The organism is Trinickia sp. Z7 (assembly GCF_056498045.1).
This window is the reverse complement of the sequence record NZ_JAUEQW010000001.1, coordinates 363,955-386,742: the sequence shown is the minus strand read 5'-3', so window position 1 is coordinate 386,742 and position 22,788 is coordinate 363,955. Positions and strand designations below refer to the sequence as shown.

The following is a 22,788-nucleotide window of genomic DNA, read 5'->3' as shown; positions in this document are numbered from 1 at the left end:
CCCATGGCGGCGCACGCGCGTTCCATAAACGGGCGGACCCTAAGGTATAATCCGTTTTTCCCGCGAGCATTCAGCGATGACTAAATATGTTTTCGTCACCGGCGGCGTAGTGTCGTCCCTCGGCAAGGGCATTGCCGCCGCTTCTCTCGCCGCGATCCTCGAATCGCGCGGCCTCAAAGTCACCCTCCTCAAGCTCGATCCCTACATCAACGTCGATCCCGGCACGATGAGCCCGTTTCAACACGGCGAAGTGTTCGTGACGGAAGACGGCGCTGAGACGGATCTGGATCTCGGTCACTACGAGCGGTTCATCAGCACGAAGATGCGCCGCGCGAACAACTTCACGACCGGCCAGATCTACGAATCGGTGATCCGCAAGGAGCGCCGAGGCGACTACCTCGGTAAGACCGTGCAGGTGATCCCGCACATCACGAACGAGATCCAAGCGTTCATCGAGCGGGGCGCGGCATCGGCCACCTGCGGCGAGCCCGATGTGGCCATCGTCGAGATCGGCGGTACCGTCGGCGACATCGAATCGCTGCCGTTCCTCGAAGCGGCTCGGCAAATGAGCCTGCGCATGGGGCGCAACAGCGCGTGCTTCGTCCATCTCACGCTCGTGCCGTTCATCGCCACGGCCGGCGAACTCAAGACCAAGCCCACGCAGCACAGCGTCCAGAAGCTGCGCGAAATCGGCATCTCGCCGCACGTCCTGCTGTGCCGTGCCGATCGCCGGATTCCCGACGATGAGTGCCAGAAAATCTCGCTGTTCTCGAACGTACCCGAAGATGCCGTGATTTCGGTGTGGGACGTCGACAGCATCTATAAGATTCCGCAAATGCTGCACGACCAAGGGCTCGACGGCATCATTTGCGAGGAGCTCAAGCTGCAGCCGAAGGCGGCCGACTTGTCGATGTGGTCGGAGATCGTCGACAAGCTCGAGCGCCCGAAGCACGAAGTCACGATCGGCATGGTCGGCAAGTACGTCGATCTGACCGAGTCGTACAAGTCGCTGATCGAAGCGCTGCGCCACGCGTCGGTCCATACGTCGACCAAGGTCAATATCGAGTACATCGATTCGGAACAGATCGAAACCGAAGGCGTCGAAAGCCTCAAGCATTTGGACGCCGTGCTCGTGCCGGGCGGCTTCGGCCGTCGCGGCACCGAAGGCAAGATAGCGGCCATCCGCTATGCGCGCGAAGCGAAGGTGCCGTATCTGGGCATCTGCCTCGGTATGCAACTGGCCGTGATCGAGTTCGCGCGCGATGTCGTCGGCCTGCAAGGGGCGAACAGCACGGAATTCGACGTCGACACGGCGCATCGCGTCGTCGCGTTGATCACCGAGTGGTACGACCGCGAAGGCCGCGTCGAGAAGCGTACGGAAGAATCGGATCTCGGCGGTACGATGCGCCTGGGCTCGCAGCGCTGCCCGGTCAAGCCCGGCACGTTGGCCGAGCAGATCTACGGCAAGGACGTGAACGAGCGCCATCGTCACCGGTATGAGGTCAATAACCGCTACGTGCCGCAGCTCGAAGCCGGTGGCCTCGTGATCAGCGCCCGTACGCCGAGCGAGGATCTGCCCGAAATGATGGAACTGCCGCGCAGCATGCATCCGTGGTTCGTCGGGGTGCAGTTCCACCCTGAATTCACGTCGACGCCGCGCGACGGGCATCCGCTGTTCAAGTCGTTCGTCGAAGCGGCGCTGGCCTGCCACGAAGCGCGCAAGGAGAAGGCATGAAGCTATGCGACTTCGATGTCGGTCTGGACAAGCCGTTTTTCTTGATCGCGGGCACCTGCGTCGTCGAATCGGAACAGATGACGATCGATACGGCAGGCCGCCTCAAGGAGATCTGCGCGAAGCTCGGCATCCCGTTCATCTATAAGTCTTCGTACGACAAGGCCAATCGCAGTTCGGGCAAGTCGTTTCGCGGACTCGGCATGGACGAGGGCCTGCGTATCCTGGCCGAAGTGAAGCGGCAACTGGGCGTGCCGGTGCTTACCGACGTGCACGCCATAGACGAAATCGAGCACGTCGCCTCGGTCGTCGACGTCTTGCAAACGCCGGCGTTTCTGTGCCGCCAAACCGATTTCATCCACGCCTGCGCGCGCTCGGGCAAGCCCGTCAATATCAAGAAGGGCCAGTTTCTCGCGCCGCACGACATGAAGAACGTGATCGACAAGGCGCGCGACGCAGCGCGTGAAGCCGGCCTTTCCGAAGATCGGTTCCTCGCCTGCGAACGCGGTGTCTCGTTCGGCTACAACAACTTGGTATCCGACATGCGCTCGCTCGCGATCATGCGCGAGACGCTCGCGCCCGTCGTGTTCGACGCCACGCACTCGGTGCAACTGCCGGGCGGGCAGGGCACGAGTTCGGGCGGGCAGCGCGAGTTCGTGCCGGTGCTCGCGCGCGCTGCCGTTGGGGTGGGCGTCGCGGGCTTGTTCATGGAAACTCACCCCGATCCCGCCTGCGCGCTGTCCGACGGCCCCAACGCCGTGCCGCTGCGCCGGATGGCCGACTTGCTCGAGACGCTGGTCGCGCTGGATGCCGTCGTGAAACGCACTCCGTTCATCGAGCGCGATTTCAACTGACTGCACCCTTCAAGAAAGAGAATTCATCGTCAAATTTAGAGGAAATCATGAGTGCAATCGTAGATATCATCGGCCGTGAGATTTTGGATTCCCGAGGCAACCCGACCGTCGAATGCGATGTGCTGCTCGAGTCGGGCACGATGGGTCGCGCGGCGGTACCGTCGGGCGCGTCGACGGGCTCTCGCGAAGCGATCGAGCTGCGCGACGGCGAAGCCGGCCGCTACAACGGCAAGGGCGTGCTGAAGGCGGTCGAGCATATCAACACCGAGATTTCCGAAGCAATCATGGGGCTGGACGCCTCGGAGCAGGCGTTCCTCGACAAGACGCTGCTCGAGCTCGACGGCACCGACAACAAATCGCGCCTCGGCGCGAACGCGATGCTGGCCGTGTCGATGGCGGTCGCGAAGGCGGCCGCCGAAGAAGCCGGCCTGCCGCTGTACCGTTACTTCGGCGGTTCGGGCGCGATGCAACTGCCCGTGCCGATGATGAACATCGTCAACGGCGGCGCGCATGCGAACAACAGCCTCGACATCCAAGAGTTCATGATCGTTCCGGTCAGCCAGCCGACGTTCCGTGAAGCGCTGCGTTGCGGCGCGGAAGTGTTCCATGCGCTGAAGAAGATCCTCTCCGATCGCGGCATGAGCACGGCGGTGGGCGACGAAGGCGGCTTCGCACCGAACTTCGGCAGCAACGCCGAATGCTTGTCGGCGATTCTCCAAGCCATCGAGAAGGCCGGTTACCGCGCCGGCGAAGACGTCCTGCTTGCCCTCGACTGCGCGGCGAGCGAGTTCTATCACGACGGCAAATATCAACTTGCTGGCGAGGGGCTGCAATTGTCCTCGGCCGAGTTCACCGACTACTTGGCCACGCTTGCCGACAAATTCCCGATCGTCTCGATCGAGGACGGCATGCACGAGTCGGACTGGGATGGCTGGAAGTTGTTGACGGACAAGCTCGGCAAGAAAATCCAGCTCGTCGGGGACGACCTTTTCGTCACGAACACGCGAATCCTGAAGGAGGGCATCGAGAAGGGCATCGCCAATTCGATCCTCATCAAGATCAACCAAATCGGCACGCTCACCGAAACGTTCGCCGCCATCGAAATGGCCAAGCGCGCCGGCTATACGGCCGTCATTTCGCACCGCTCGGGCGAGACCGAAGATTCCACGATTGCGGATATCGCCGTGGGCCTGAACGCCGGTCAGATCAAGACGGGTTCGCTCTCGCGTAGCGATCGCATCTCTAAGTACAACCAATTGTTGCGCATCGAGGAAGATCTGGGCGATATCGCAAGCTATCCGGGCAAGTCCACGTTCTACAACATTCGCTAAAGCGCGTCTGCTTCCTACGCGTTCGTTTTTGCTTGCCGCCTCGTGCTTTGGTTCCCAAGGGATTGCCCCGCGGGGCGCACGGGGCGGTTTCGAATTTGCGGCCTTCTGAATGCGCCTCGTCACAGTAGCTCTCCTCGCCCTCCTTGCGCTGATCCAGTATCCGCTTTGGTGGGGCCATGGCGGGTGGCTGCGCGTGCATGAATTGCGCGGTGCCCTGGCCGCGCAGCAACAGAAGAACGCGGACGAAAAGCTGCGCAACGAGCGGATCGAAGGGGAAGTGCAGGACTTGCAAAACGGCACGGCCGCCGTCGAGGAGCGCGCCCGCTACGAGATGGGGATGGTCAAAGGAGGCGAAGTGTTCGTGCAATTCGTCTCGCCGAACGCCACGTCGAGCGTGCCCGCAACGGCCGTTCCGAGCAACACGTCCACGCGGGGCGAGGTGTCCGCGGCCCCGGTCAGCGTCGTGCCGAATCCGGTCTCACGCGAACGGCCGTCTAAGGCTAAGAAGCACGCCGGCGAAAAGCCGAAGCACTCGCCTGCGCCGAAAGGCCATAGCGCGGGTTGAACCGGCGCTCGCGCCGCGTCTTGGCGATCCTCGCCCTTACCGCCCCAGCCCTTACCACCACCAGCCGGGATAGTAGCCCGGGCTGGCGTATCCCACGCCCCAACCGCTGTTCCATCCGCCGTAATACGTCCCGAACGTCACGGGCGCCGGGTAGTAGTAAGGCGCGTAGTAGCGCGCCCACGCGCTCGCCGACATTGCCTCGTTCTGTTCTCGCAGGACTTGCTTGTCGATGTCGTCGTAGCGCTTTTTCTCGGCGGCCGAGAGCGGATGCGCAGACTCGGCTGCGCCCGGTTGCCCGGGCGGCAAGCGGCTGAGGATGGGGCCCGGCGGCGGGGCCACGACGCAGCCGGACAGTAAAGCGAAGGCCGCGGCGCCGGCGGCGGCGCTCGCCAAACGGCCGATGCGTGCCGCCAGCGATGGATGCTGCACAATCGTGGCATTCATTGATGGACTCCGAGTGGCGCGAAGCAAGCGCGCGCGAACGCACGCGCGGTGTGGACGATGCGGGCGTGCGGATCCAATGCAACGTCGATGCCGTGCGTGCCGATCAGCGCCGCATAGTGCATGGGCACGTTCATCCGCATGGGGTCGATCCGGGCCGGCCCTAATGCCGCTGGGACCGAGCCGGGGCGACACCCGCCGTGACCTCGGTTGCCGCGAACAATTGGGCGACATCGACGGGATCGAATTCATAGCGTTGATTGCAGTATTCGCAGTGAATTTCCACGTGGCCTTGTTCGGCGATGACCCCGTCGACTTCGATCTGCCCGAGCATTTTCAGCATCGAGCCGACGCGCTCGCGCGAGCAACTGCATTCGAAGCGAGTGAGCTTTGGCGCGAAGTGCTGCACGTTTTCCTGCCAGAACAAACGCCTGAACAACGTCTGGGGCTCTTCTCGAAGCAGCTCTTCTTGCGACAGCGTGCCGCCCAGCACGCAAACGCGCTCCCAGGTATCGGCGTCGTGCTCGTCGGGGTGCGGCACGATGCCCCCGTCGCCCGGCAGCTTCTGCAGCAGCATGCCGACTGCGCGCTCGGTATCGGCTGCGAGCCACAAGCGTGTGTCGAGTTGCTCCGAATGATGCATGTAATGTTCGAGCACCGCGGCGATGGACTGCAGCGGGCCGTCTTGACCGCTCAAAGGCACGATGCCTTGATACGGCTGCTGGCCTGGCAGCTTCTCGTGCGGGTCGAGCGTGATGACGCAGCGCCCGTGGCCGCTCGCGTTAAGCAGTTCGACGAACGAAAGGCTATCGCTGAGCGTCGGATCGAACTCGCTCGATATCTTCGCCGTCGCGCGCATGGTCAGATTGGAGCTGCATTGCACGACGAGCATTTTGATCGGTCCGTCGCCGAAGATCTGCATGATCATCGTGCCGTCGAACTTGAGGTTCGCCGACAACAACGCGCATGCGGCCATCATCTCGCCGAGGATGTCGCGCACGGCCACCGGATACTGCCGGCGCGCTAGCACTTCCTGCCAGGTATTGCGCAGCGAGACGATCTCGCCGCGTACTGGCGCGGCGGCGAAGATGAATTTTTGCAACTGGTCGTCCACAACTTTTCCTTCGATCGTATGTTGCCGCGGCCCAAGGCCTGCGGCGAAGCGGCGCGCGATGTCAGCCGATCCGCACGAGCTGCGCCTTGAACAGGTCGCGACGGGCCACGTAGGTTTCCGCGCTTCGGGCGAGACCCTCGACTTCCTCGTCCGTCAATTCTCTGACGACGCGCGCAGGCGCGCCGAGAATCAGCGACCGGTCCGGAAACGTCTTGTTTTCGGTGACGACGCTGCCGGCGCCGACCAGACAGTTGCGGCCGATTACCGCACCATTCAAGACCACCGCTTGAATGCCGACGAGGGAGCCGTCCCCGATCGTGCAGCCATGCAACATGGCTTGATGCCCCACCGTTACGCCATTGCCGATGGTGAGCGGCCGGCCCGGATCGGTATGGAGCACCGCCCCTTCTTGAACGTTGCTGTTCGGGCCGATCGTGATCGGTTCGTTGTCGCCGCGAATGGCCGCGCCAAACCACACGCTCGCATGCTCTTCGAGCGCAACTTTGCCGACGATCGTGGCGGTATCGGCCACGAAGACGCTTTCGTGAATCGTCGGAGCATGGTCTCCCAGCTTGTAAATCGGCACAATGGCTCCTTGGGCGAGGTGTGCGCAGGCCCGCGGGATGCCGCAAAATGCTCCGGCCTGCGCGCAATGTCGAATCGCATATTGTAAACGGTCCGCTCGGTGCCTGCGGCGTGCAGGGCGCGGCGCCGGCCGCTTTGTTCCCACTATCGATGAATCAGTTCGTGTCCAATTCTGCGGTCGAGCACGGGCGTGGCCCCGATCTGCGCCGTGCGGCGCTGGCGGCGCTGTGCGAGCGCGAGCCGGCAGCGAAAGCCGCTGCTGCCGGCGCCTTGTTCGCCCGTTACCGTGCGGGCGAAACGATATGCCGGTTCGACGAGCCGCTCGACGAGCCGCCCGGGCTACCGGGAAGGCCCGAGCGGCCGACGCTCGTCGAGCCGCGCCTGTTGCGCCACCGAGGCATGCAGACGCAAGCCGGACGTGCGGTCTTGCTGCACGCACTGGCACACATCGAATTCAACGCGATCAATCTGGCTCTCGACGCTGTCTGGCGGTTTGCGGGGCTGCCGCCCGCGTATTACGCCGATTGGCTACGCGTGGCGGCGGAGGAAGCGCATCACTTCGAGATGCTGCAGTCGCGCTTGCACGAGTTCGGCCACGCGTACGGCGATTTCCCCGCGCACGACGGTCTGTGGGATATGTGCGCGCGCACGCGCGAAGATGTCCTCGCGCGCATGGCGCTCGTTCCGCGCACGCTAGAGGCCCGTGGCTTGGATGCCTCGCCGCCGATCCGCGCCCGCCTCGTGCAAGCGGGGGACGCGCAATCGGCCGCGATCCTCGATGTCATCTTGCGCGACGAAATCGGCCACGTGCGTATAGGCAATCGCTGGTTCCGCCATGTGTGCGAGGCGCGCGGCCTCGAGCCGCACGAGACATACACGCGGCTCGCCGCGCAATACGGTGCGCCCCGCCTGCGTGGCCCGTTCAATTTCGATGCTCGGCGCGACGCCGGTTTCGACGACGCCGAATTGGCGGCGCTGGCGTCGCAGGAGCGCACGGATCGCGGCCCGGACGCGCCGTAGATCAACCGGGGGCGTCTGTGGCGGCGGCGATCGAGCCGCGTGCCTAAAAGTTTCGTGCGGCAGTGCAGCGAAATCCGCCATCCGCGGATATAATCGAACGATCATTCGTTTTTCGCGGCTTGGCCGCTTCCCGACAATGAACAACCCGCAATCCGATTTCGTCACCGTGCGCGGCGTCAAGTTGCACGTGCGGCGTTGGGGCAACTCCGATGCGCCGACGCTTTTCATGTTGCATGGCTGGATGGACGTTTCGGCGTCGTTTCAATTCGTAGTCGACGCATTGGGCGGCGATTGGCAGGTAATCGCTCCCGACGCGCGCGGGTTCGGCCTATCCGATTGGCCGGTGGCCGCGCGCGGCGGCGGCCACTACTGGTTTCACGACTACCTGTCCGACCTCGATGCGCTGCTCGATCGCTACGCGCCCACTGGGCAGGTCAATCTCGTTGGCCATAGCATGGGCGCAAACGTCGTTTGCCTGTACGCCGGCGCGCGGCCGGAGCGGGTGCGGCGCGTCGTCGATCTCGAAGGCTTCGGGCTCGCGCCGGCGCGTGCCAGCGAGTGGCCGCGCCGGCTGGAGGCTTGGCTCGACGATGTGCGCGAGGGCGCGCGCCTGAAGACGTATGAGTCTTTGGAGGACGTCGCCGCCCGGCTGATCAAGACGAACCCCCGGCTCGCGCCCGAGCGCGCGCGTTTCTTGGCCCGGCATTGGGCCAAGCTCGGTGAGGACGGCCGTTACATGTTGCTCGCCGATCCTGCGCACAAGCACCATGGGCCCTTGCTGTATCGTCTGGACGAAGTGATGGCGGTCTGGTCCGAGGTGACGGCGAAGGTGCTGCACGTCGAAGCCGTCGCATCGCCCACGCTCGCGATGCTTGCGGGTTCGATCCCGCTCGATGAATACAAGGCGCGCTTCAAGGCGTTTCCCGACTGGCGAGAAAAACTGATCGATGACGCGGGACACATGGTTCATCACGACCAGCCCGAGCAAGTGGCCGCGCTGATCGAGGCGTTCTGCGCTTGAGAGGCGGGGCGGTTGCCGGCCGGCGATCCGATCGACGGCTGGCGGCATGGCGCAAGCGGACGACGCCGTGCGTCCTGCAGCGTTGGCGACCGGCCAATCCGCTCTTTTGCTGCATTGCGGGTAAAATGAGAAATCATTCGATCCCGAGAGCATGAACGCCGATCTCCACTGCCATTCGAACGTTTCCGACGGCTTGCTTGCGCCGCGTGAAGTTGCGCGCCTCGCACAGGCGGGCGGGGTAACGCTTTGGGCGTTGACCGATCACGACGAGGTCGCCGGGCAGGCCGAAGCGCGCAGCGAGGCGCAAGCGCTCGGCATGCGTTACGTGTCCGGCGTGGAGATCTCGGTCACCTGGGCTTCGCGCACCGTGCATATCGTCGGCCTCGATATCGACCCAGCCTGTCCCGTGCTCGTCGAGGGGCTGCACGCCACGCGCAACGGGCGCACCGCGCGAGCCCAGGCAATGAGCGACGCGCTCGCCGAAGTCGGCATCGAGGGCGCCTATGAGGGTGCGCTGCGCTATGTGGGGAACCCTGATCTGATCTCGCGCACGCATTTCGCCCGGTTTCTGGTCGAAAAAGGCTACGCGGCATCGACTTCGGAGGTTTTCGAGCGTTATCTCGGCGATGGCAAACCCGGTTACGTGCCGCACCGTTGGGCGACGCTCGAGAATGCCGTCGCGTGGATTCGCGCCGCGGGGGGCGTAGCGGTGATTGCACACCCGGGCCGTTACAAATTCACGCCGCTCGAGTTCGACACCTTGTTCGGCCAGTTTCTGGATTTGGGCGGCAAAGCCATCGAAGTGGTGACGGGCAGTCATACGCCGGATCAGTTTCGCGAGTACGCGGAAGTGGCGCGCCGTTTCGGTTTCGAGGCGTCGCGCGGCTCCGATTTTCATGCGCCGGGCGAGGGGCGACTGGGCCTTGGCTTGCTGCCGCCGTTGCCGTCCGATCTCACGCCGGTTTGGTTGCGCTGGCGTTAACGGTTTTCGCGCGTATCGCGCGCGGCGTTTCACTGCGTGCCGTGACGCAAGTCGGCTCCGTCGACGTTTGCGCCGACTCATCGATCGTTCTCACATGTCCCAATTTTTCCGGATTCACCCCGACGATCCTCAGCCGCGCCTCGTTTCACAAGCGGCCCAAATCGTCAAAGATGGCGGCGTGATCGCGCTGCCCACCGATTCGAGCTATGCGCTCGCGTGCCGGCTCGACGATAAGGATGCCGTGACGCGCTTGCGCCGCATTCGCGGGCTCGACGAGCGCCAGCACTTATCGTTGCTGGTGCGTGACTTGTCCGAATTGGCGACCTTCGCCATGGTGGACAATCGGCAGTTCCGGCTCATCAAATCGGTGACGCCGGGGCCTTACGTGTTCATTTTGCTCGCGACCAAGGAAGTGCCGCGGCGCTTATCGCATCCGTCGCGCAAAACCATCGGGCTGCGGGTGCCGGATCACGCGATCACGCTCGCGTTATTGGAGGTGCTCGGCGAGCCGTTGATCGCGACCACGCTGATTTTGCCGGACGAGGACGAGCCGCTGAACGATCCCGAGGAAATCCGCGCTCGTCTGGAAAAGCAACTCGATCTCGTGATCGACGGCGGCGCGTGTCCGCGCGAGCCTTCGACGGTTGTCGATTTGACGGGTGAGTTGCCCGCGCTCGTTCGCGCGGGGCGCGGATCGCTCGAGCCGTTCGGGCTCGCCACATCATGAGCCGCCGCGCCGCAAAGCGGGGTCGGCTGCTTGTTACAATGCGCCCATGAACCCCTCGCTCATTCAGACAATCGTTCTTTATGCTTTGCCCGTGATCTTCGCGATCACCTTGCACGAGGCGGCGCACGGTTACGTCGCCCGCCTGCTCGGCGACAACACGGCATACATGATGGGGCGCGTCTCGTTCAATCCGATGCGCCACATCGATCCCGTCGGGACCATCGCCATTCCGCTGCTGCTCTATTTCGTCACCGGGGGAGCATTCTTGTTCGGCTATGCCAAGCCCGTGCCCGTGACGTTCGGCAATCTGCGCAATCCGCGCTGGGGCACGTTCTGGGTGGCGCTGGCCGGTCCGGCGTGCAATTTCGTGCAGGCGTTGTTGTGGGGCGTGTTCGGCGTGGCGCTGGCGGCGTTCGGTATCGACGAGCCGTTCGTCACCCGCATGGCGGCGGCGGGCATCGGCGTCAACCTCGTGCTGGGGGTGCTGAACTTGTTCCCGCTGCCGCCGCTCGACGGCGGGCGCGTGCTGACGGCGTTGCTGCCGCCGCGGCAGGCGTTGGCGCTTGCGCGATTAGAGCCGTATGGTTTTTTCATTGTCATGGCGCTCGTGATGACGGGCGTCTTGACGAAGGTTTGGCTGCGCCCACTCGTCGCGATCGGCTACGATGCCGTCACGGCCATCCTGACCCCTCTTGCTTCGCTTATCAACTGACACCATGTTTCCAGACCGCATCTTCTCCGGCATGCGCCCGACCGGGTCGCTCCACCTCGGCCACTACCATGGCGTGCTCAAGAACTGGGTCCGGCTCCAGTCGGAATACCCCTGTTTCTTTTGCGTCGTCGATTGGCACGCGCTGACGACGCACTACGAGACGCCCGAGGTCATCGAAAAGAACGTCTGGGAAGTGCTGATCGACTGGCTTGCCTCGGGCATCGATCCCGCGCAAGCGACCCTGTTCATCCAAAGTCGCGTGCCCGAGCACGCCGAGCTTTCGCTGTTGCTCGGCATGAGCGCGCCGCTCGGCTGGCTCGAGCGCGTGCCGACATACAAAGAGCAGATCGAAAAGCTCAAGGATAAGGATCTGTCGACTTACGGCTTTCTCGGCTACCCGGTTTTGATGGCGGCCGACATCCTGCTCTATCGCGCCTCGCTCGTGCCCGTGGGGGAGGACCAAGTGCCTCACGTCGAGATGACGCGCGAGATCGCCCGTCGCTTCAATCATTTGTACGGGCGCGAGCCCGAGTTCGAAGAGAAGGCGCTCGAAGCGGCGAAGAAGCTCGGCGGAAAACGCGCGAAGCTTTACCACGAATTGCGCAACGCCTACCAGCAAGAGGGCGATGACGAAGCGCTGGAGCAAGCGCGCGCCATGCTGCAGGAATCGCAAAGCTTGTCCATGAGCGACCGGGAACGGCTGTTCGGCTACCTCGAGGGTTCGCGCAAGATCATCCTGGTCGAGCCGCAGGTATTGCTCACCAAGGCTTCGCGCATGCCCGGGCTCGACGGCCAAAAGATGTCGAAGTCGTACGGCAACACGATCGGCCTGCGTGAAGATGCGGAGACGATCACGAAGAAGGTCCGCACGATGCCGACCGATCCGGCTCGGGTGCGCCGCACCGATCCGGGCGATCCGGACAAGTGTCCGGTCTGGCAGTTGCATCAGGTCTATTCGGACGAAGCCACGCACGAATGGGTGCAAAAGGGCTGCCGTTCGGCCGGCATCGGCTGCCTCGAGTGCAAGCAGCCCGTCATCGAAGGCATTTTGCGCGAGCAGCAGCCGATGCTCGAACGCGCGCAAAAATACATGGACGATCCGTCGTTGCTTCGCGCGATCGTCGCCGACGGCTGCGACAAAGCCCGCAAGTTCGCCACCGAGACGATGCGCGACGTGCGCGAGGCGATGGGCTTGTCGTATTCATGAATTTGCCCGGCACGGCGTCGAACGGCGCGGCCGCCAGCGGCGAGCCGTCCAGGTGGATCGTTCGTTGGTCGCACCTCGTTGCGCCCGGTGGCGCCGTGCTGGACGTGGCGGCCGGCGCCGGCCGCCATGCCCGCTGGTTCGCTGGGCGCGGGCACCCGGTCGTGGCTATCGACCGGGTGCAGGCGGCGCTGGATGCGCTCGCGGCGGTCCAAGGCGTCACGCCGGTTCGTGCCGATTTGGAAGATGGCAGCGCATGGCCGTTGCCCGAAACCGAGCGATTCGCGGCCGTGGTCGTGACCAACTACCTCAATCGGGCGTTGCTGCCGCGGCTCGTGCGGTGCGTGGCGCCCGGGGGCGTGTTCTTGTACGAAACATTCGCGCGCGGCAATGAAACCGTCGGCAGGCCGTCGAATCCGGCGTTTTTGCTGGAGCCGGGCGAGCTGCTCGCGGCCGTGCATGGCCGCCTGTCGGTCGTCTCGTACGAGGACGGCTACGTGACCGAGCCGCGCCCGGCATTCGTCCAACGGATCTGCGCGGCGCTGCCGGGGCAGCCCTTTGCGGCGGGCGTCGCGCCGCCGCGTTACGATTTGGCCGGCTAATCCGCTACAATCGCGCTTTCACGTTTGAATTCATCGTGTTTCATGGCTAACGGCACATCCAGCGGCACCCAAGGCGGCCTGCGCATTCGCGGCAGCATTCCTGCGATCGTCACGCCCATGCTCGAAGACGGCAGTCTCGATCTGCCCGCGTTTCGCAAGCTGATCGATTGGCATATCGACGAAGGGACGGATGCGCTCGTCGTCGTCGGCACCAGCGGCGAGTCGGCCACGCTGTCGGTCGAGGAGCACATCCTCATGATCCAGACGGCTGTCGAGCATGCGGCGGGTCGCATTCCCGTCATTGCCGGCGCGGGCGGCAACTCGACCGTCGAGGCGATCGAGCTGACCAAGCATGCGAAGGCGGTGGGGGCCGACGCCACGCTGCAGGTCGTGCCGTATTACAACAAGCCGACCCAAGAGGGCATCTACCGCCATTTCGCGAAGATTGCCGAATCGGTGGATCTGCCGGTGATCCTCTACAACGTGCCGGGCCGGACCGTGGCCGACATGTCGAACGAGACGGCGCTACGGCTCGCGCAAGTGCCGGGCATCATCGGCATCAAGGATGCGACGGGCAATATCGATCGCGCGGCGCATCTGATCAAAGCGGCGCCGGCCGGTTTCGCGATCCTCAGCGGGGACGATCCGACGGCGATCGCGCTCATGCTGCTCGGCGGGCACGGCAACATTTCCGTCACGGCCAACGTCGCGCCGCGCGCCATGAGCGAACTGTGTAAAGCCGCGCTCGCCGGCGATGCGAAAACCGCGCGCGGAATCCACCTCAAGCTGCTGTCGCTACACAAGAATTTATTCATCGAATCGAATCCGATTCCGGTGAAGTGGGCGCTCGAGCAGATGGGCCGGATGAAGGGCGGGATTCGACTGCCGCTGACGCCGCTGGACGCGCGCTGCCATGAGGCCGTCCGTGCCGCGCTCTCGGAATCGGGCGTCCTCGCTTGAATGGGCTGCTCAGCCGGCGCCATCCACCGCATTGATTTGTTGTTGCATTCATCGACGTCGATTCCGGGATACAGGCTCGGCGCCGTCGCAGGCATGTGTTGCGCATCACGAAGGACCTCATGAAACGTTCCGCTTTCTCTACCCATGCCATCCGCGCGGCGGCGCTCGTGCTCGCGATCTCGACGCTTGCGGGTTGCGACACGCTCAACGATTGGTTCGCCACGGATCGCGTCAATTACAACGCGACGGGGTCGGCGCCCCCGCTGCAGGTGCCGGGCGATTTGACTACGACTCAAGGGCAGCCGCAGTACACGGCGCCCCCCGTCACTGCCGCTCTGGGCGGTGCACCGACCCGCCATGTGACCGCGGCTGGTAATTCGAGCGAAGGCGTGCCGAGCGCGAACGATCCGCTCGGCATGCATGTGGAGCGAGACGGCGATCGGCGTTGGCTCGTCGTCGACGGGCGCACGCCGGACCAACTGTGGGCGCAACTCGAAGGGTTCTGGAAGGACAACGGCTTCGCGCTGAAAACCGATACGCCCGCCACGGGCATCATGACGACCGATTGGGCCGAAAACCGGGCGAACATTCCCGACGATTGGTTCCGTCGCACCATTGGTCGCGTGATCGATTTCGCGTATTCCTCGGGCACGCGCGACAGTTTCCGTACGCTCGTCGAGCGCGGGTCGAACGGCACGACGGACATTTCGATCACGCACAGCGCGATGGAGGAGATGCTCACGGGGCAGGACAAAACATCGTCGCGATGGATCGAGCGCCCGCGCAACCCGGTGCTCGAGGCGTTGTTCTTGTCGAAGCTGATGCAGAAGTTCGGCCTGACGGAAGAGCAATCCAAACAATTGCTCGCCAGCGCGAAACCCGCCGAAGCTCCTGCGAAGATCAACATGAACGCCGGCGCGACGACGCTCGATCTCACGGACGGCATCGAGGTGGCTTGGCTGCGTGTGGGCCTTGCGCTCGACCGCACCAACTTCACCGTGGACAATCGCGACCGCGAGAAGCGCATCTACTACGTGCGCTACGCCGATTCGACACAAGAGCTCAAGCGCGACGGCCTGTTCGGCAAGCTGTTCTATAGCGGCGCGTCCAAGCAAAAGGCTGGCAAAGAGTTCCTCGTGAGCGTCCAGCCCGTCGAGCGCGGCACGCAAGTGGCCGTCGTCGATGCCAACGGCCAGATCGATACGTCGCCCGAAGCGCAGCGTTTGATCTCCTTGCTGCACGCGCAACTGAACTAGTCCCTGCCATGCGCTTTGCCAGCCTCGGCAGCGGTAGCGAGGGCAATGCGCTCGTCGTCGAGGCGGCGAGCGAGCACACCACCACGCGTGTGCTGCTCGATTGCGGGTTCTCCGCAAAGGAGCTGGAGCGTCGGCTCGCACGGCTTCATTGCGGCATCGACGCACTCGATGCCATCGTCGTGACGCACGAACATAGCGACCATATCGGCAGCGCGTTGACGCTCGCCCGCAAGTGGTCGTTGCCGCTCTACATGAGTTGGGGAACGGCGAAAGCCGTCGGAGCCGATAGCGCGGCCATCGATTTGCACGTGCTGTGGGGCGACGAGACGGCCGCCATTGGGGATCTTGAGCTCTCGCCCTATACGGTACCTCACGACGCCCGCGAGCCGCTCCAATTCGTGTTTTCGGACGGCGCACATCGGTTAGGTGTGCTAACCGATGTCGGCGCCTGCACCCCCCATATCACAGCCATGCTCAATGGCTGCAATGCGCTCGTGCTCGAGTGCAATCACGACGTGCAGATGCTGGCGACGAGCCGGTATCCGCAGTCACTGAAGGCGCGTATCGGCGGCAACCACGGTCACTTGAGCAACGACGCCGCGGCCGACATTTTGCGGGGCTTGGACCGGACGCGCTTGACTCATGTCATCGCCGCTCACCTCAGTCAGCAGAACAATCTTCCCGAGCTGGCCCAGGCCGCATTGGCGGGCGTACTGGGCGCGGCGCTCGACGATGTTCTGGTGGCGTCGCAGGCACAAGGATTCGACTGGCTCGGATGCGGTTGAGCACGCGGCAAACGAGGGCGCGCCAGCGGCCACGCATGGCAAAGGCAACCGCTCGGCGCTCGTTGCGAATCCGTTTCGAATAGACAGCAAGATTCGAATAGGCAACAAGATTCGAATAGGCAACAAAAAACCGGCTCATGGCCGGTTTTTTGTTGCCTCGTTGCAGGCAGCAGCTTACTGGCTTGCGCCCGAAGCCGGAGCAGCAGCCGAAGCGGCAGCGTCCGAAGCAGCAGCGGCAGCGCCCGAAGCGGCGGTAGCCGAGTCGCTCGCAGCAGCAGCGCTCGAAGCAGCAGCGTTAGCGTCCGAAGCAGCGGCAGCAGCCGGAGCCGAGGCAGCAGCAGCGTCGCTAGCCGGAGCGGCAGCGTTTTGATCGCTGCTCTTGTTGCACGCAGCCAGTGCAACAGCCGCCAACAGGGATGCTACGAGGAGGGATTTCTTCATGATCACGTCCTTTTATGGTTAAAGGTAAGCAACAGCGCGAAATAATACCGGTAATGTGCTCCAACACCAACCTAGGCCGCTGGTGGGATGCACATCAGAGCGTGAATCTTCCCCACGGCTTGGGCGGAAATTATATGCACTTTCGTACCGACCGTCGACAAAGCAGGGTCAATACGTTGCCTTTCTCATACAGAATTTAACCGTAATCGATAGGGCGGGCACGGCTAACGTCATGAGGATGCGCCCACTCGTACCCAGCCGGCACGATACCACTCGTGTAGCAGCGCTGTCATCGATGAGTCGGGCGAGAGTGTTACAAAGCGTTTCCCTTCAATTCGTCTTGCATTGGCCAATTCGAAGAGCCATTTGCGGCGGCGCGGAAGCTGCGACTCCTCGCCGTTGATGAAGTACGTCCGTGGGCCATACAGGAGCGACGTCTTGTTGTCGAGACGTACGCCTGCGGCTTGCGCGCGCCGGATGAATGCCGCTTCGCCGAGCGGTCGATCAGGCGCATCGAACACCACGTGCGACTTCGGTTCGCTCAAATAGCCGCCTAGGAACGAGACCAGGTCGCGTTCCGTCCATCGCACACGTGCAAGTATCGAGCCAAGTTCGGCGACCAGCGCGTTCGGCAAGGCGGCCGGGTGGGCAACGGCGGCTTGCTGCGGGTCACGGTAGAGGCGCTCGCCCGCGCGCGAGCGGGCGAGCTCGCTGCGCTCGGCCAAATAGTAGAGAAATTGGCCCACCAGTTCGTTGGCGCTAGGCGCTCTGAAACCGATGGAGCAGGTCATGCATTCGCCGATCGCGACGCCGTCATGGGCGATATGCGGCGGTAGATAAAGCATGTCCCCCGGCTCGAGCACCCACTCTTGATCCGCTTCGAAATGCTGTAAAACCTTCAAGGGCAATCCCGGTTTTAACGTCAAATCGCGTTGCGACGCGATCCGCCAGCGGCGCCGGCCGTGCACTTGCAGAAGAAACACATCATAAGAATCGAAATGCGGCCCGACGCCGCCGCCGTCGGTCGCATACGAGATCATGAGATCGTCCAGACGCGCGTCGGGTACGAAGCGAAACCGATCGAGCAAAGCGCGCGCGTTGTCGTCGTGCAAGTCCACGCCTTGCACGAGCAGCGTCCATTCGCGGCGTTTGACGCTGGGCAGCGCGTCGAGCGCGAACGGGCCATGTTCGAGACGCCAACGTCCGCGCGTATGCGATACGAGACGCGATTCGGCGTCCTCGCTAGCGGCCAGCTCGAACAGAGCCTCGCGCGAGAGCGGCGGCGCCATGTCCGGCACGGCGCCGCGAATCAGTAGCGGCCGTTTCTGCCAATACCGCCGCATGAATTGCGATGGTGTCAGTCCGCCGAGCAGGGGCGTTGGTGCGTCAGGCGCCGGGGGGCACGGGAGCTGGGCCGAGTGCGGGGAGCGCGCAGGCGGAGCGGCCGTGCCGGCCCGATGGTAGGGGGGCCGCGTGGGCATCGTATAATGGAACCGTATTTTGGAGACTTGGATGAAAATTGCGAAGAACACCGTTGTGTCGGTCGCTTACAAACTCTCGGATGCCCAAGGCAACCTTATCGAGGAAAGCGAAGAGCCGATGGTCTATCTGCACGGCGGCTATGATGGCACGTTCCCTAAAATCGAGGAAGAACTCGACGGGCACGAGCCTGGTTTTCAAACGCAGATCCAGCTCGAGCCTCAGGACGCATTCGGCGAATACGATCCCGAGCTCGTGAAGGTCGAGCCGCGCAACCGGTTTCCGGAGCCGCTCGAGGTGGGCATGCAGTTCGAAGGCACGCCCGAGGACGGCGACGATGAAATCGACTCGCTGATCTACACCGTGACGGACGTGGCTGAGGACAAGGTCGTGCTCGACGGGAATCACCCCCTGGCGGGCATGGCGTTGCGCTTTGCGCTCACTGTCAAAGAGGTGCGCGAAGCGACTGCCGATGAGATCGAGCATGCGCATGTGCATGGCGCCGAAGGTATCGAAGTCATCGACGACGATGACGACGAGGAAGGCGCGTCAGGAACCCCCACCCTGCATTGAACCCGGCCCCTCCTGGGGCGCAGCGTCGTCGTGCGTCGGCCGCTGCGCCGGTGTCTTCACGGGCATCGGTGGGGACGTGGCCGACGCCGGGCTGCTTCCCGGGCCTTCGGGCAGCAGCGGCGGTTCCGAAGCTGGCATGGCGGGCGCAGGGCCGGGCAGAGACGGCGCTGGCGGCACGTTCTGGATGCCCGGCAGCGGCCCAATCAGCGGCCCTGATGCGTTGGATGCCGGTGCCGGTGCTAGCCATGAATTGTTGGATGGCGAGGTCGGTGTGACCGCGGTCGCGGTGCGCACGCTAACCCGAAATGGCCCAGGGCGGCCGAAGGCCACGTCGAATTGCACCCATTGCAAGGAGGCGTCACGCAGGCCAATGGCGATGCGCGTCAAATTATCGACGCGCGTGCCTCTATCGTTATAGAGCGGCTGGTCGATGGCGAAGCCGCCCGGCAGCGAATGCGCGCTGTGATGCACCACGATGACCGGCCCGTGGAAGATGCGGGCCGCGTTCACGAGGCTGCGCTTGAATTCGAGGTAGCCGTCGCGTTTCCGGTGACGAGCAAAGCGCAGCCACGCGAAGCGATCGGCGTGTTCTTCGTAGCGAGAGAAGTCCGGGTCCGCCTCGAACAACACGACGAGCGCTTTCGCCGCGCGGCGTTTGGCATATTCGGCTGCGTGCTCCAGCCAAAATGCCGAGGCGATGGCTCGATCATCGAATTCGCCGTTACGTCCGCCTGCGTCCGAGTAGTGATTATTGCCGCCGACGATATCCAATCCGACGAAGACGGTCTCTCCCGTTTCCCAACGCACGTTTTCGCGGAACGCATGAAACCGCGCCACCTCGCTTTCGCGTGTGAGCGATAGGGTGGGGCGCCCGAGCGAAGCCGCATCGGAGAACATGGTCTGTCTCAAGAAATCCAGCCGCTCGGCGGCATCGTAACGGCCGGCCGCCGGCGTTGTGCAGTCGGCCCAATCGTGCTGCCCGGGCAGAAGAACGAGCGGGATCGCCGAGGTTTGCAGCCACTGCAGCCGCCGCTCGTAGAGTGTGTCGGAACAGGGCTCGTCCGCGCCTTTTAGGTTGCCGTCGTAAACGACGAACGAAAGGTGCATATCGAGTCCGATCGTGGCAAGCAGCCGCTGCGCGGCGGGCGCGTCGGCCTGGCTGCCGATCGCGCTTGAAACGACCGCGAACGCGTAGCGCGGCTGCGCAGCGCAAGCGGGCGGCGCAAACAAGGACAGGTAGCCGAATGCGGCCGCGATGAGTGCAACACGGCCTCGCTCGTGCACCCGACCAACGGCCATCACGCCTTTGGCTCCCGCGTTGGTTCTTCCTTCGATGCGCTTACGATCTCGTGGAGCTCATAGATCAGATCGAGCGCGTCGCGCGGCTTGAGTTCGTTTGGATCGATCTCGCGTAACCGCTCTAGCGCGGCATGTTCCGAAGGCCCCGTTGCATCGGAGTTGCCGCCGTGGCCGTCACGGTCGTCCGGTGCATCCTCGGCGTAGACGGGCGCCGCGAACAAGTCGAGTTGCGGGGTGCTTTGGGCGACCGATTGCTGCTCGAGATGGGCGAGGTGCTTGCGTGCTGCGCGGATGACGGCGGAAGGCACGCCCGCCAGTTGCGCCACTTGCAGCCCGTAACTTTGGCTCGCAGGCCCCTCGTTGACAGCATGCAGAAAGACGATGCCGTGACCGTGCTCGACAGCCGACAGGTGGACGTTGGCCGCTTGCGCGAATTCCAGCGGTAGCTGAGTGAGTTCGAAGTAATGCGTCGCAAAGAGCGTATAGCAGCCGTTGACCGACAGCAGGTGGCGAGCGATGGCCCACGCGAGTGCGAGGCCGTCGAACGTCGATGTGCCGCGGCCGATCTCGTCCATGAGAACCAGGCTGTGTTCCGAGGCATCGTTCAGAATGGCCGCAGCCTCCGTCATTTCGACCATGAAGGTGGAACGGCCGCCTGCTAGATCGTCGGCCGCCCCGATGCGCGTGAAGATGCGATCGATCGGGCCGAAGCGAGCGCGCCGTGCCGGCACATAGCTGCCCACGTAGGCCAGCAGCGCGATGAGCGCGGTCTGTCGCATGAATGTGGATTTGCCGCCCATGTTTGGCCCGGTGATCAAGAGCAGCTTTCTCTCGGCGCTCAAGCGGCAATCGTTGGCCACGAACTGTTCGACTTGCGCTTCGACCACGGGATGCCGGCCTTGCTCGATGTCGATGCCCGCATCGTCGGAAAATTCGGGTGCGACCCATCCTAGCGCTCGAGCGCGCTCGGCGAACGCGGCAAGCAGGTCGAGCTCGGCGAGCGCCGTCGCTACGCGCTGGCAGTCCTCGATGAAGGGCAGCAGCGTCTGCAGAAGCGCATCGTACAGCGCACGCTCCCGTGCGAGCGCGCGCTCTTGCGCCGATAGCGCTTTATCCTCGAACGTCTTGAGCTCGGGCGTGATGTAGCGCTCCGCATTCTTCAACGTTTGGCGGCGCCGATAATCGTCGGGCACTTTGTCGGTTTGACCGCGCGTGACTTCGATGTAGAAGCCATGCACTTTGTTGTATTCGACGCGCAGATTGCCGATGCCGGTTCGAGCGCGCTCGCGCGCTTCGAGATCGATCAGAAATTGGCCGCAGTTCTCGGAGATGTCGCGCAAGTCGTCGAGCTCGCTGTCGTAGCCGCGCGCAATCACTCCGCCGTCGCGCACCATCGCAGCCGGTTCATCCGCGATGGCGCGCGTGAGCAAATCCATGCACCCGTGCGGCGGCTCGAGCGCGGCGCCGATACGGTCGAGCGCCGGGACATCCGGGGCCATTGCCGTGACGAGCTCGCGCAGTGCCGGCAGTGCGGCGAACGTATCGCGCAGGCTCGACAGATCGCGCGGACGGGCTGAGAGCAGCGCGAGCCGGCCGGTGATTCGCTCGACATCGGCGATGCGGCGAAGCGCGGTGCGCACGAGATCGAGACTTGCGCCCGAGGCGGCTTCCAACAGCGCCCCGATGGCTTGCTGGCGCGACTGCGCAACGGCGGCGGCGCGCGGCGGATGATGCAGCCAATGGCGCAAGAGGCGGCTGCCCATCGTCGAGCAGCACGTGTCGAGCAAGGAGCAGAGCGTCGGCGCTTCACCCCCGCGCAACGTCTCGGTGAGCTCGAGATTGCGCCGCGTGGCTGGGTCGAGGCCGATGTATTCCGATTCGGTTTCGACTTTGAGGCTGCGTATGTGCCGCAACTGCTGGCCCTGCGTCGCTGCGGCGTAGAGGAGCACCGCGCCGGCGGCGCCGCAGGCGCTCGTGAAGCCTTCCGCGCCGAAGCCGTCGAGGCTGGCCACGTTCAGTTGATCGCATAGCCTTTGAATGCCGGATGCGACGTCGAAGTGCCAGGCCGGTACGCGTGTGAGCGTGCCCGAAGGCGTGCCCGGCATGACTTCGGCCATGCCGTCGGCAACGAGAATTTCGGCGGGCCGGATGCGCTCGAGCGCGGCGGCGACTTCGCCGGGCGCGACTTCGGCCAGCCGCAACGCGCCGCTGGCGAGGTTGAGCCACGCAAGGCCGATCGACGTCGTTACGCCGCGCTTGTTGTGGGCGGGGCACGCGGCGAGCAGGTAGGCGTCGCTTTTGTCGGATAGCAGCGCGGCGTCGGTGAGGGTGCCGGGCGTGACGATGCGCACGACTTTGCGCTCGACCGGCCCCTTCGCGGTGGCCGGATCGCCGATCTGCTCGCAAATGGCAACTGATTCGCCAAGCTTGACTAGCTTGGCGAGATACTGCTCGACAGCATGGTGCGGCACGCCGGCCATCTTGATCGGATTGCCGGCCGAAGCGCCGCGTTGCGTGAGCGTGAGGTCGAGCAGGCGAGCGGCTTTCTCGGCGTCGTCGAAAAAGAGCTCGTAAAAGTCGCCCATGCGAAAAAACAGCAACGTGCCGGGATGAGCGGCTTTGATGCGCAGATACTGCTGCATATACGGCGTGTGCTTCACGAGCGTGGTTTCCGCCGGAGCATCGACGCTGGTTTCGGTTTTCATTCGTGGCGTTCGCAAAAACGTGTTCGGTTGCGGGCTGTTCCTTCTACGGCGCGGCGCGCTCCAATTGACGATGCGCCGCTGCCGCGGCGGCAGCGCGACTGTGGGCGGACTATACTGCGCGCCGCTTTCCTTGCGCAGTCGGTCGAACGGCCGACCTTGGACGCGTGCGACGGCCGCGCCGCGCCGCGCGTGCACCGCGTGTTTCGGATCAAGGCGCAGTCAAGCCCAGCATTTTATGGGATTCGACGGCGCAACCGCGCATTTCGGCGGTGCCACGCCGAACCGCTGCAAGCGGATGGAACGAACGGCTTCGAGCGGATGGCGCCGACGAACGCCTCGAGCAAAGGCGACGATGTCGCGACTCATACGAAGCGACGACACGAACTGCGTCGCGATAATC

The 22,788-nt window shown here is 63.9% G+C and carries 23 protein-coding genes; 15 read left to right on the top strand and 8 right to left on the bottom strand.

Translation table 11 applies throughout. The features are described from left to right. Positions 1-76: 76 nt before the first annotated feature. The 4 genes from QQS38_RS01755 to ftsB all read left to right on the top strand — a co-directional run bounded on the left by QQS38_RS01755 (position 77) and on the right by ftsB (position 4,482). Entirely contained in the window at positions 77-1,735 is a 1,659-nt protein-coding gene (locus QQS38_RS01755) for a CTP synthase (RefSeq protein WP_479643646.1), read from the top strand. Then, positions 1,732-2,586, top strand: a complete 855-nt coding sequence (kdsA, locus tag QQS38_RS01750; RefSeq protein WP_479643645.1) for a 3-deoxy-8-phosphooctulonate synthase — start codon at positions 1,732-1,734, stop codon at positions 2,584-2,586. The genes QQS38_RS01755 and kdsA overlap by 4 nt, the downstream gene beginning before the upstream one ends. A 47-nt stretch (positions 2,587-2,633) precedes the next feature. After that, the gene (gene eno, locus QQS38_RS01745; RefSeq protein ID WP_479643644.1) at positions 2,634-3,917 is read left to right on the top strand and encodes a phosphopyruvate hydratase; all 1,284 of its coding nucleotides are present in this window, start codon (positions 2,634-2,636) and stop codon (positions 3,915-3,917) included. 109 nt (positions 3,918-4,026) lie between these two features. Next, the gene (gene ftsB, locus QQS38_RS01740) at positions 4,027-4,482 is read left to right on the top strand and encodes a cell division protein FtsB (RefSeq protein ID WP_479643643.1); all 456 of its coding nucleotides are present in this window, start codon (positions 4,027-4,029) and stop codon (positions 4,480-4,482) included. A 51-nt stretch (positions 4,483-4,533) separates the two neighbouring features. Here the strand turns inward: ftsB and QQS38_RS01735 are convergent, their stop codons facing one another. The 4 genes from QQS38_RS01735 to QQS38_RS01720 form a co-directional block, all read right to left on the bottom strand. Beyond that, entirely contained in the window at positions 4,534-4,926 is a 393-nt protein-coding gene (locus tag QQS38_RS01735) for a hypothetical protein (protein ID WP_479643642.1), read from the bottom strand. Continuing rightward, positions 4,923-5,060, bottom strand: a complete 138-nt coding sequence (locus QQS38_RS01730) for a hypothetical protein (RefSeq protein WP_479643641.1) — start codon at positions 5,058-5,060, stop codon at positions 4,923-4,925. The genes QQS38_RS01735 and QQS38_RS01730 overlap by 4 nt, the downstream gene beginning before the upstream one ends. A gap of 26 nt (positions 5,061-5,086) precedes the next feature. Further along, positions 5,087-6,037, bottom strand: coding sequence for an Hsp33 family molecular chaperone HslO (gene hslO / locus QQS38_RS01725; RefSeq protein ID WP_479643640.1), 951 nt, complete (start codon positions 6,035-6,037; stop codon positions 5,087-5,089). Positions 6,038-6,098: 61 nt separating this feature from the next. Then, positions 6,099-6,623, bottom strand: coding sequence for a gamma carbonic anhydrase family protein (locus tag QQS38_RS01720; protein WP_479643639.1), 525 nt, complete (start codon positions 6,621-6,623; stop codon positions 6,099-6,101). 149 nt (positions 6,624-6,772) lie between these two features. Here QQS38_RS01720 and QQS38_RS01715 point away from each other — a divergent pair, with 149 nt between their 5' ends. The 10 genes from QQS38_RS01715 to QQS38_RS01670 all read left to right on the top strand — a co-directional run bounded on the left by QQS38_RS01715 (position 6,773) and on the right by QQS38_RS01670 (position 15,891). Continuing rightward, positions 6,773-7,642 (top strand): ferritin-like domain-containing protein, encoded by an 870-nt coding sequence (locus QQS38_RS01715; protein WP_479643638.1) that lies wholly within the window; start codon positions 6,773-6,775, stop codon positions 7,640-7,642. A gap of 136 nt (positions 7,643-7,778) precedes the next feature. Beyond that, positions 7,779-8,663: an alpha/beta fold hydrolase gene (locus QQS38_RS01710; protein WP_479643637.1), complete on the top strand. Its 885-nt coding sequence runs from the start codon at positions 7,779-7,781 to the stop codon at positions 8,661-8,663. A 151-nt stretch (positions 8,664-8,814) separates the two neighbouring features. Continuing rightward, positions 8,815-9,645: a 3',5'-nucleoside bisphosphate phosphatase gene (locus QQS38_RS01705; protein WP_479643636.1), complete on the top strand. Its 831-nt coding sequence runs from the start codon at positions 8,815-8,817 to the stop codon at positions 9,643-9,645. A gap of 94 nt (positions 9,646-9,739) precedes the next feature. Continuing rightward, positions 9,740-10,372 (top strand): L-threonylcarbamoyladenylate synthase, encoded by a 633-nt coding sequence (locus QQS38_RS01700; RefSeq protein WP_479643635.1) that lies wholly within the window; start codon positions 9,740-9,742, stop codon positions 10,370-10,372. A gap of 46 nt (positions 10,373-10,418) precedes the next feature. Continuing rightward, a complete protein-coding gene (locus QQS38_RS01695; RefSeq protein WP_479643634.1) occupies positions 10,419-11,084 on the top strand; it encodes a site-2 protease family protein in 666 nt (221 codons plus the stop codon). A 4-nt stretch (positions 11,085-11,088) separates the two neighbouring features. Then, on the top strand, positions 11,089-12,291 hold the full coding sequence (locus tag QQS38_RS01690; protein ID WP_277427903.1) for a tryptophan--tRNA ligase: 1,203 nt from the start codon (positions 11,089-11,091) through the stop codon (positions 12,289-12,291). Then, on the top strand, positions 12,288-12,890 hold the full coding sequence (locus QQS38_RS01685; RefSeq protein ID WP_479643633.1) for a class I SAM-dependent methyltransferase: 603 nt from the start codon (positions 12,288-12,290) through the stop codon (positions 12,888-12,890). Before QQS38_RS01690 ends, QQS38_RS01685 begins: the two co-directional genes overlap by 4 nt. Before the next feature lie 42 nt (positions 12,891-12,932). Beyond that, the gene (gene dapA, locus QQS38_RS01680; protein WP_479643632.1) at positions 12,933-13,850 is read left to right on the top strand and encodes a 4-hydroxy-tetrahydrodipicolinate synthase; all 918 of its coding nucleotides are present in this window, start codon (positions 12,933-12,935) and stop codon (positions 13,848-13,850) included. A 119-nt stretch (positions 13,851-13,969) separates the two neighbouring features. Further along, entirely contained in the window at positions 13,970-15,106 is a 1,137-nt protein-coding gene (bamC, locus tag QQS38_RS01675) for an outer membrane protein assembly factor BamC (protein ID WP_479643631.1), read from the top strand. Positions 15,107-15,114: 8 nt separating this feature from the next. Further along, positions 15,115-15,891, top strand: coding sequence for an MBL fold metallo-hydrolase (locus QQS38_RS01670; protein WP_479643630.1), 777 nt, complete (start codon positions 15,115-15,117; stop codon positions 15,889-15,891). Positions 15,892-16,065: 174 nt separating this feature from the next. Here the strand turns inward: QQS38_RS01670 and QQS38_RS01665 are convergent, their stop codons facing one another. Beyond that, positions 16,066-16,332, bottom strand: a complete 267-nt coding sequence (locus QQS38_RS01665; protein ID WP_479643629.1) for a hypothetical protein — start codon at positions 16,330-16,332, stop codon at positions 16,066-16,068. A gap of 230 nt (positions 16,333-16,562) precedes the next feature. Continuing rightward, positions 16,563-17,813, bottom strand: coding sequence for a JmjC domain-containing protein (locus QQS38_RS01660; protein WP_479643628.1), 1,251 nt, complete (start codon positions 17,811-17,813; stop codon positions 16,563-16,565). 31 nt (positions 17,814-17,844) lie between these two features. Here QQS38_RS01660 and QQS38_RS01655 point away from each other — a divergent pair, with 31 nt between their 5' ends. Then, entirely contained in the window at positions 17,845-18,384 is a 540-nt protein-coding gene (locus tag QQS38_RS01655) for an FKBP-type peptidyl-prolyl cis-trans isomerase (protein WP_479643627.1), read from the top strand. On the opposite strand, the gene QQS38_RS01650 is transcribed toward QQS38_RS01655, so the two are convergent. Further along, entirely contained in the window at positions 18,361-19,683 is a 1,323-nt protein-coding gene (locus QQS38_RS01650; protein ID WP_479643626.1) for a hypothetical protein, read from the bottom strand. The genes QQS38_RS01655 and QQS38_RS01650 overlap by 24 nt on opposite strands. After that, a complete protein-coding gene (gene mutS, locus QQS38_RS01645) occupies positions 19,683-22,388 on the bottom strand; it encodes a DNA mismatch repair protein MutS (RefSeq protein ID WP_479643625.1) in 2,706 nt (901 codons plus the stop codon). Before mutS ends, QQS38_RS01650 begins: the two co-directional genes overlap by 1 nt. Positions 22,389-22,788 lie beyond the last annotated feature (400 nt).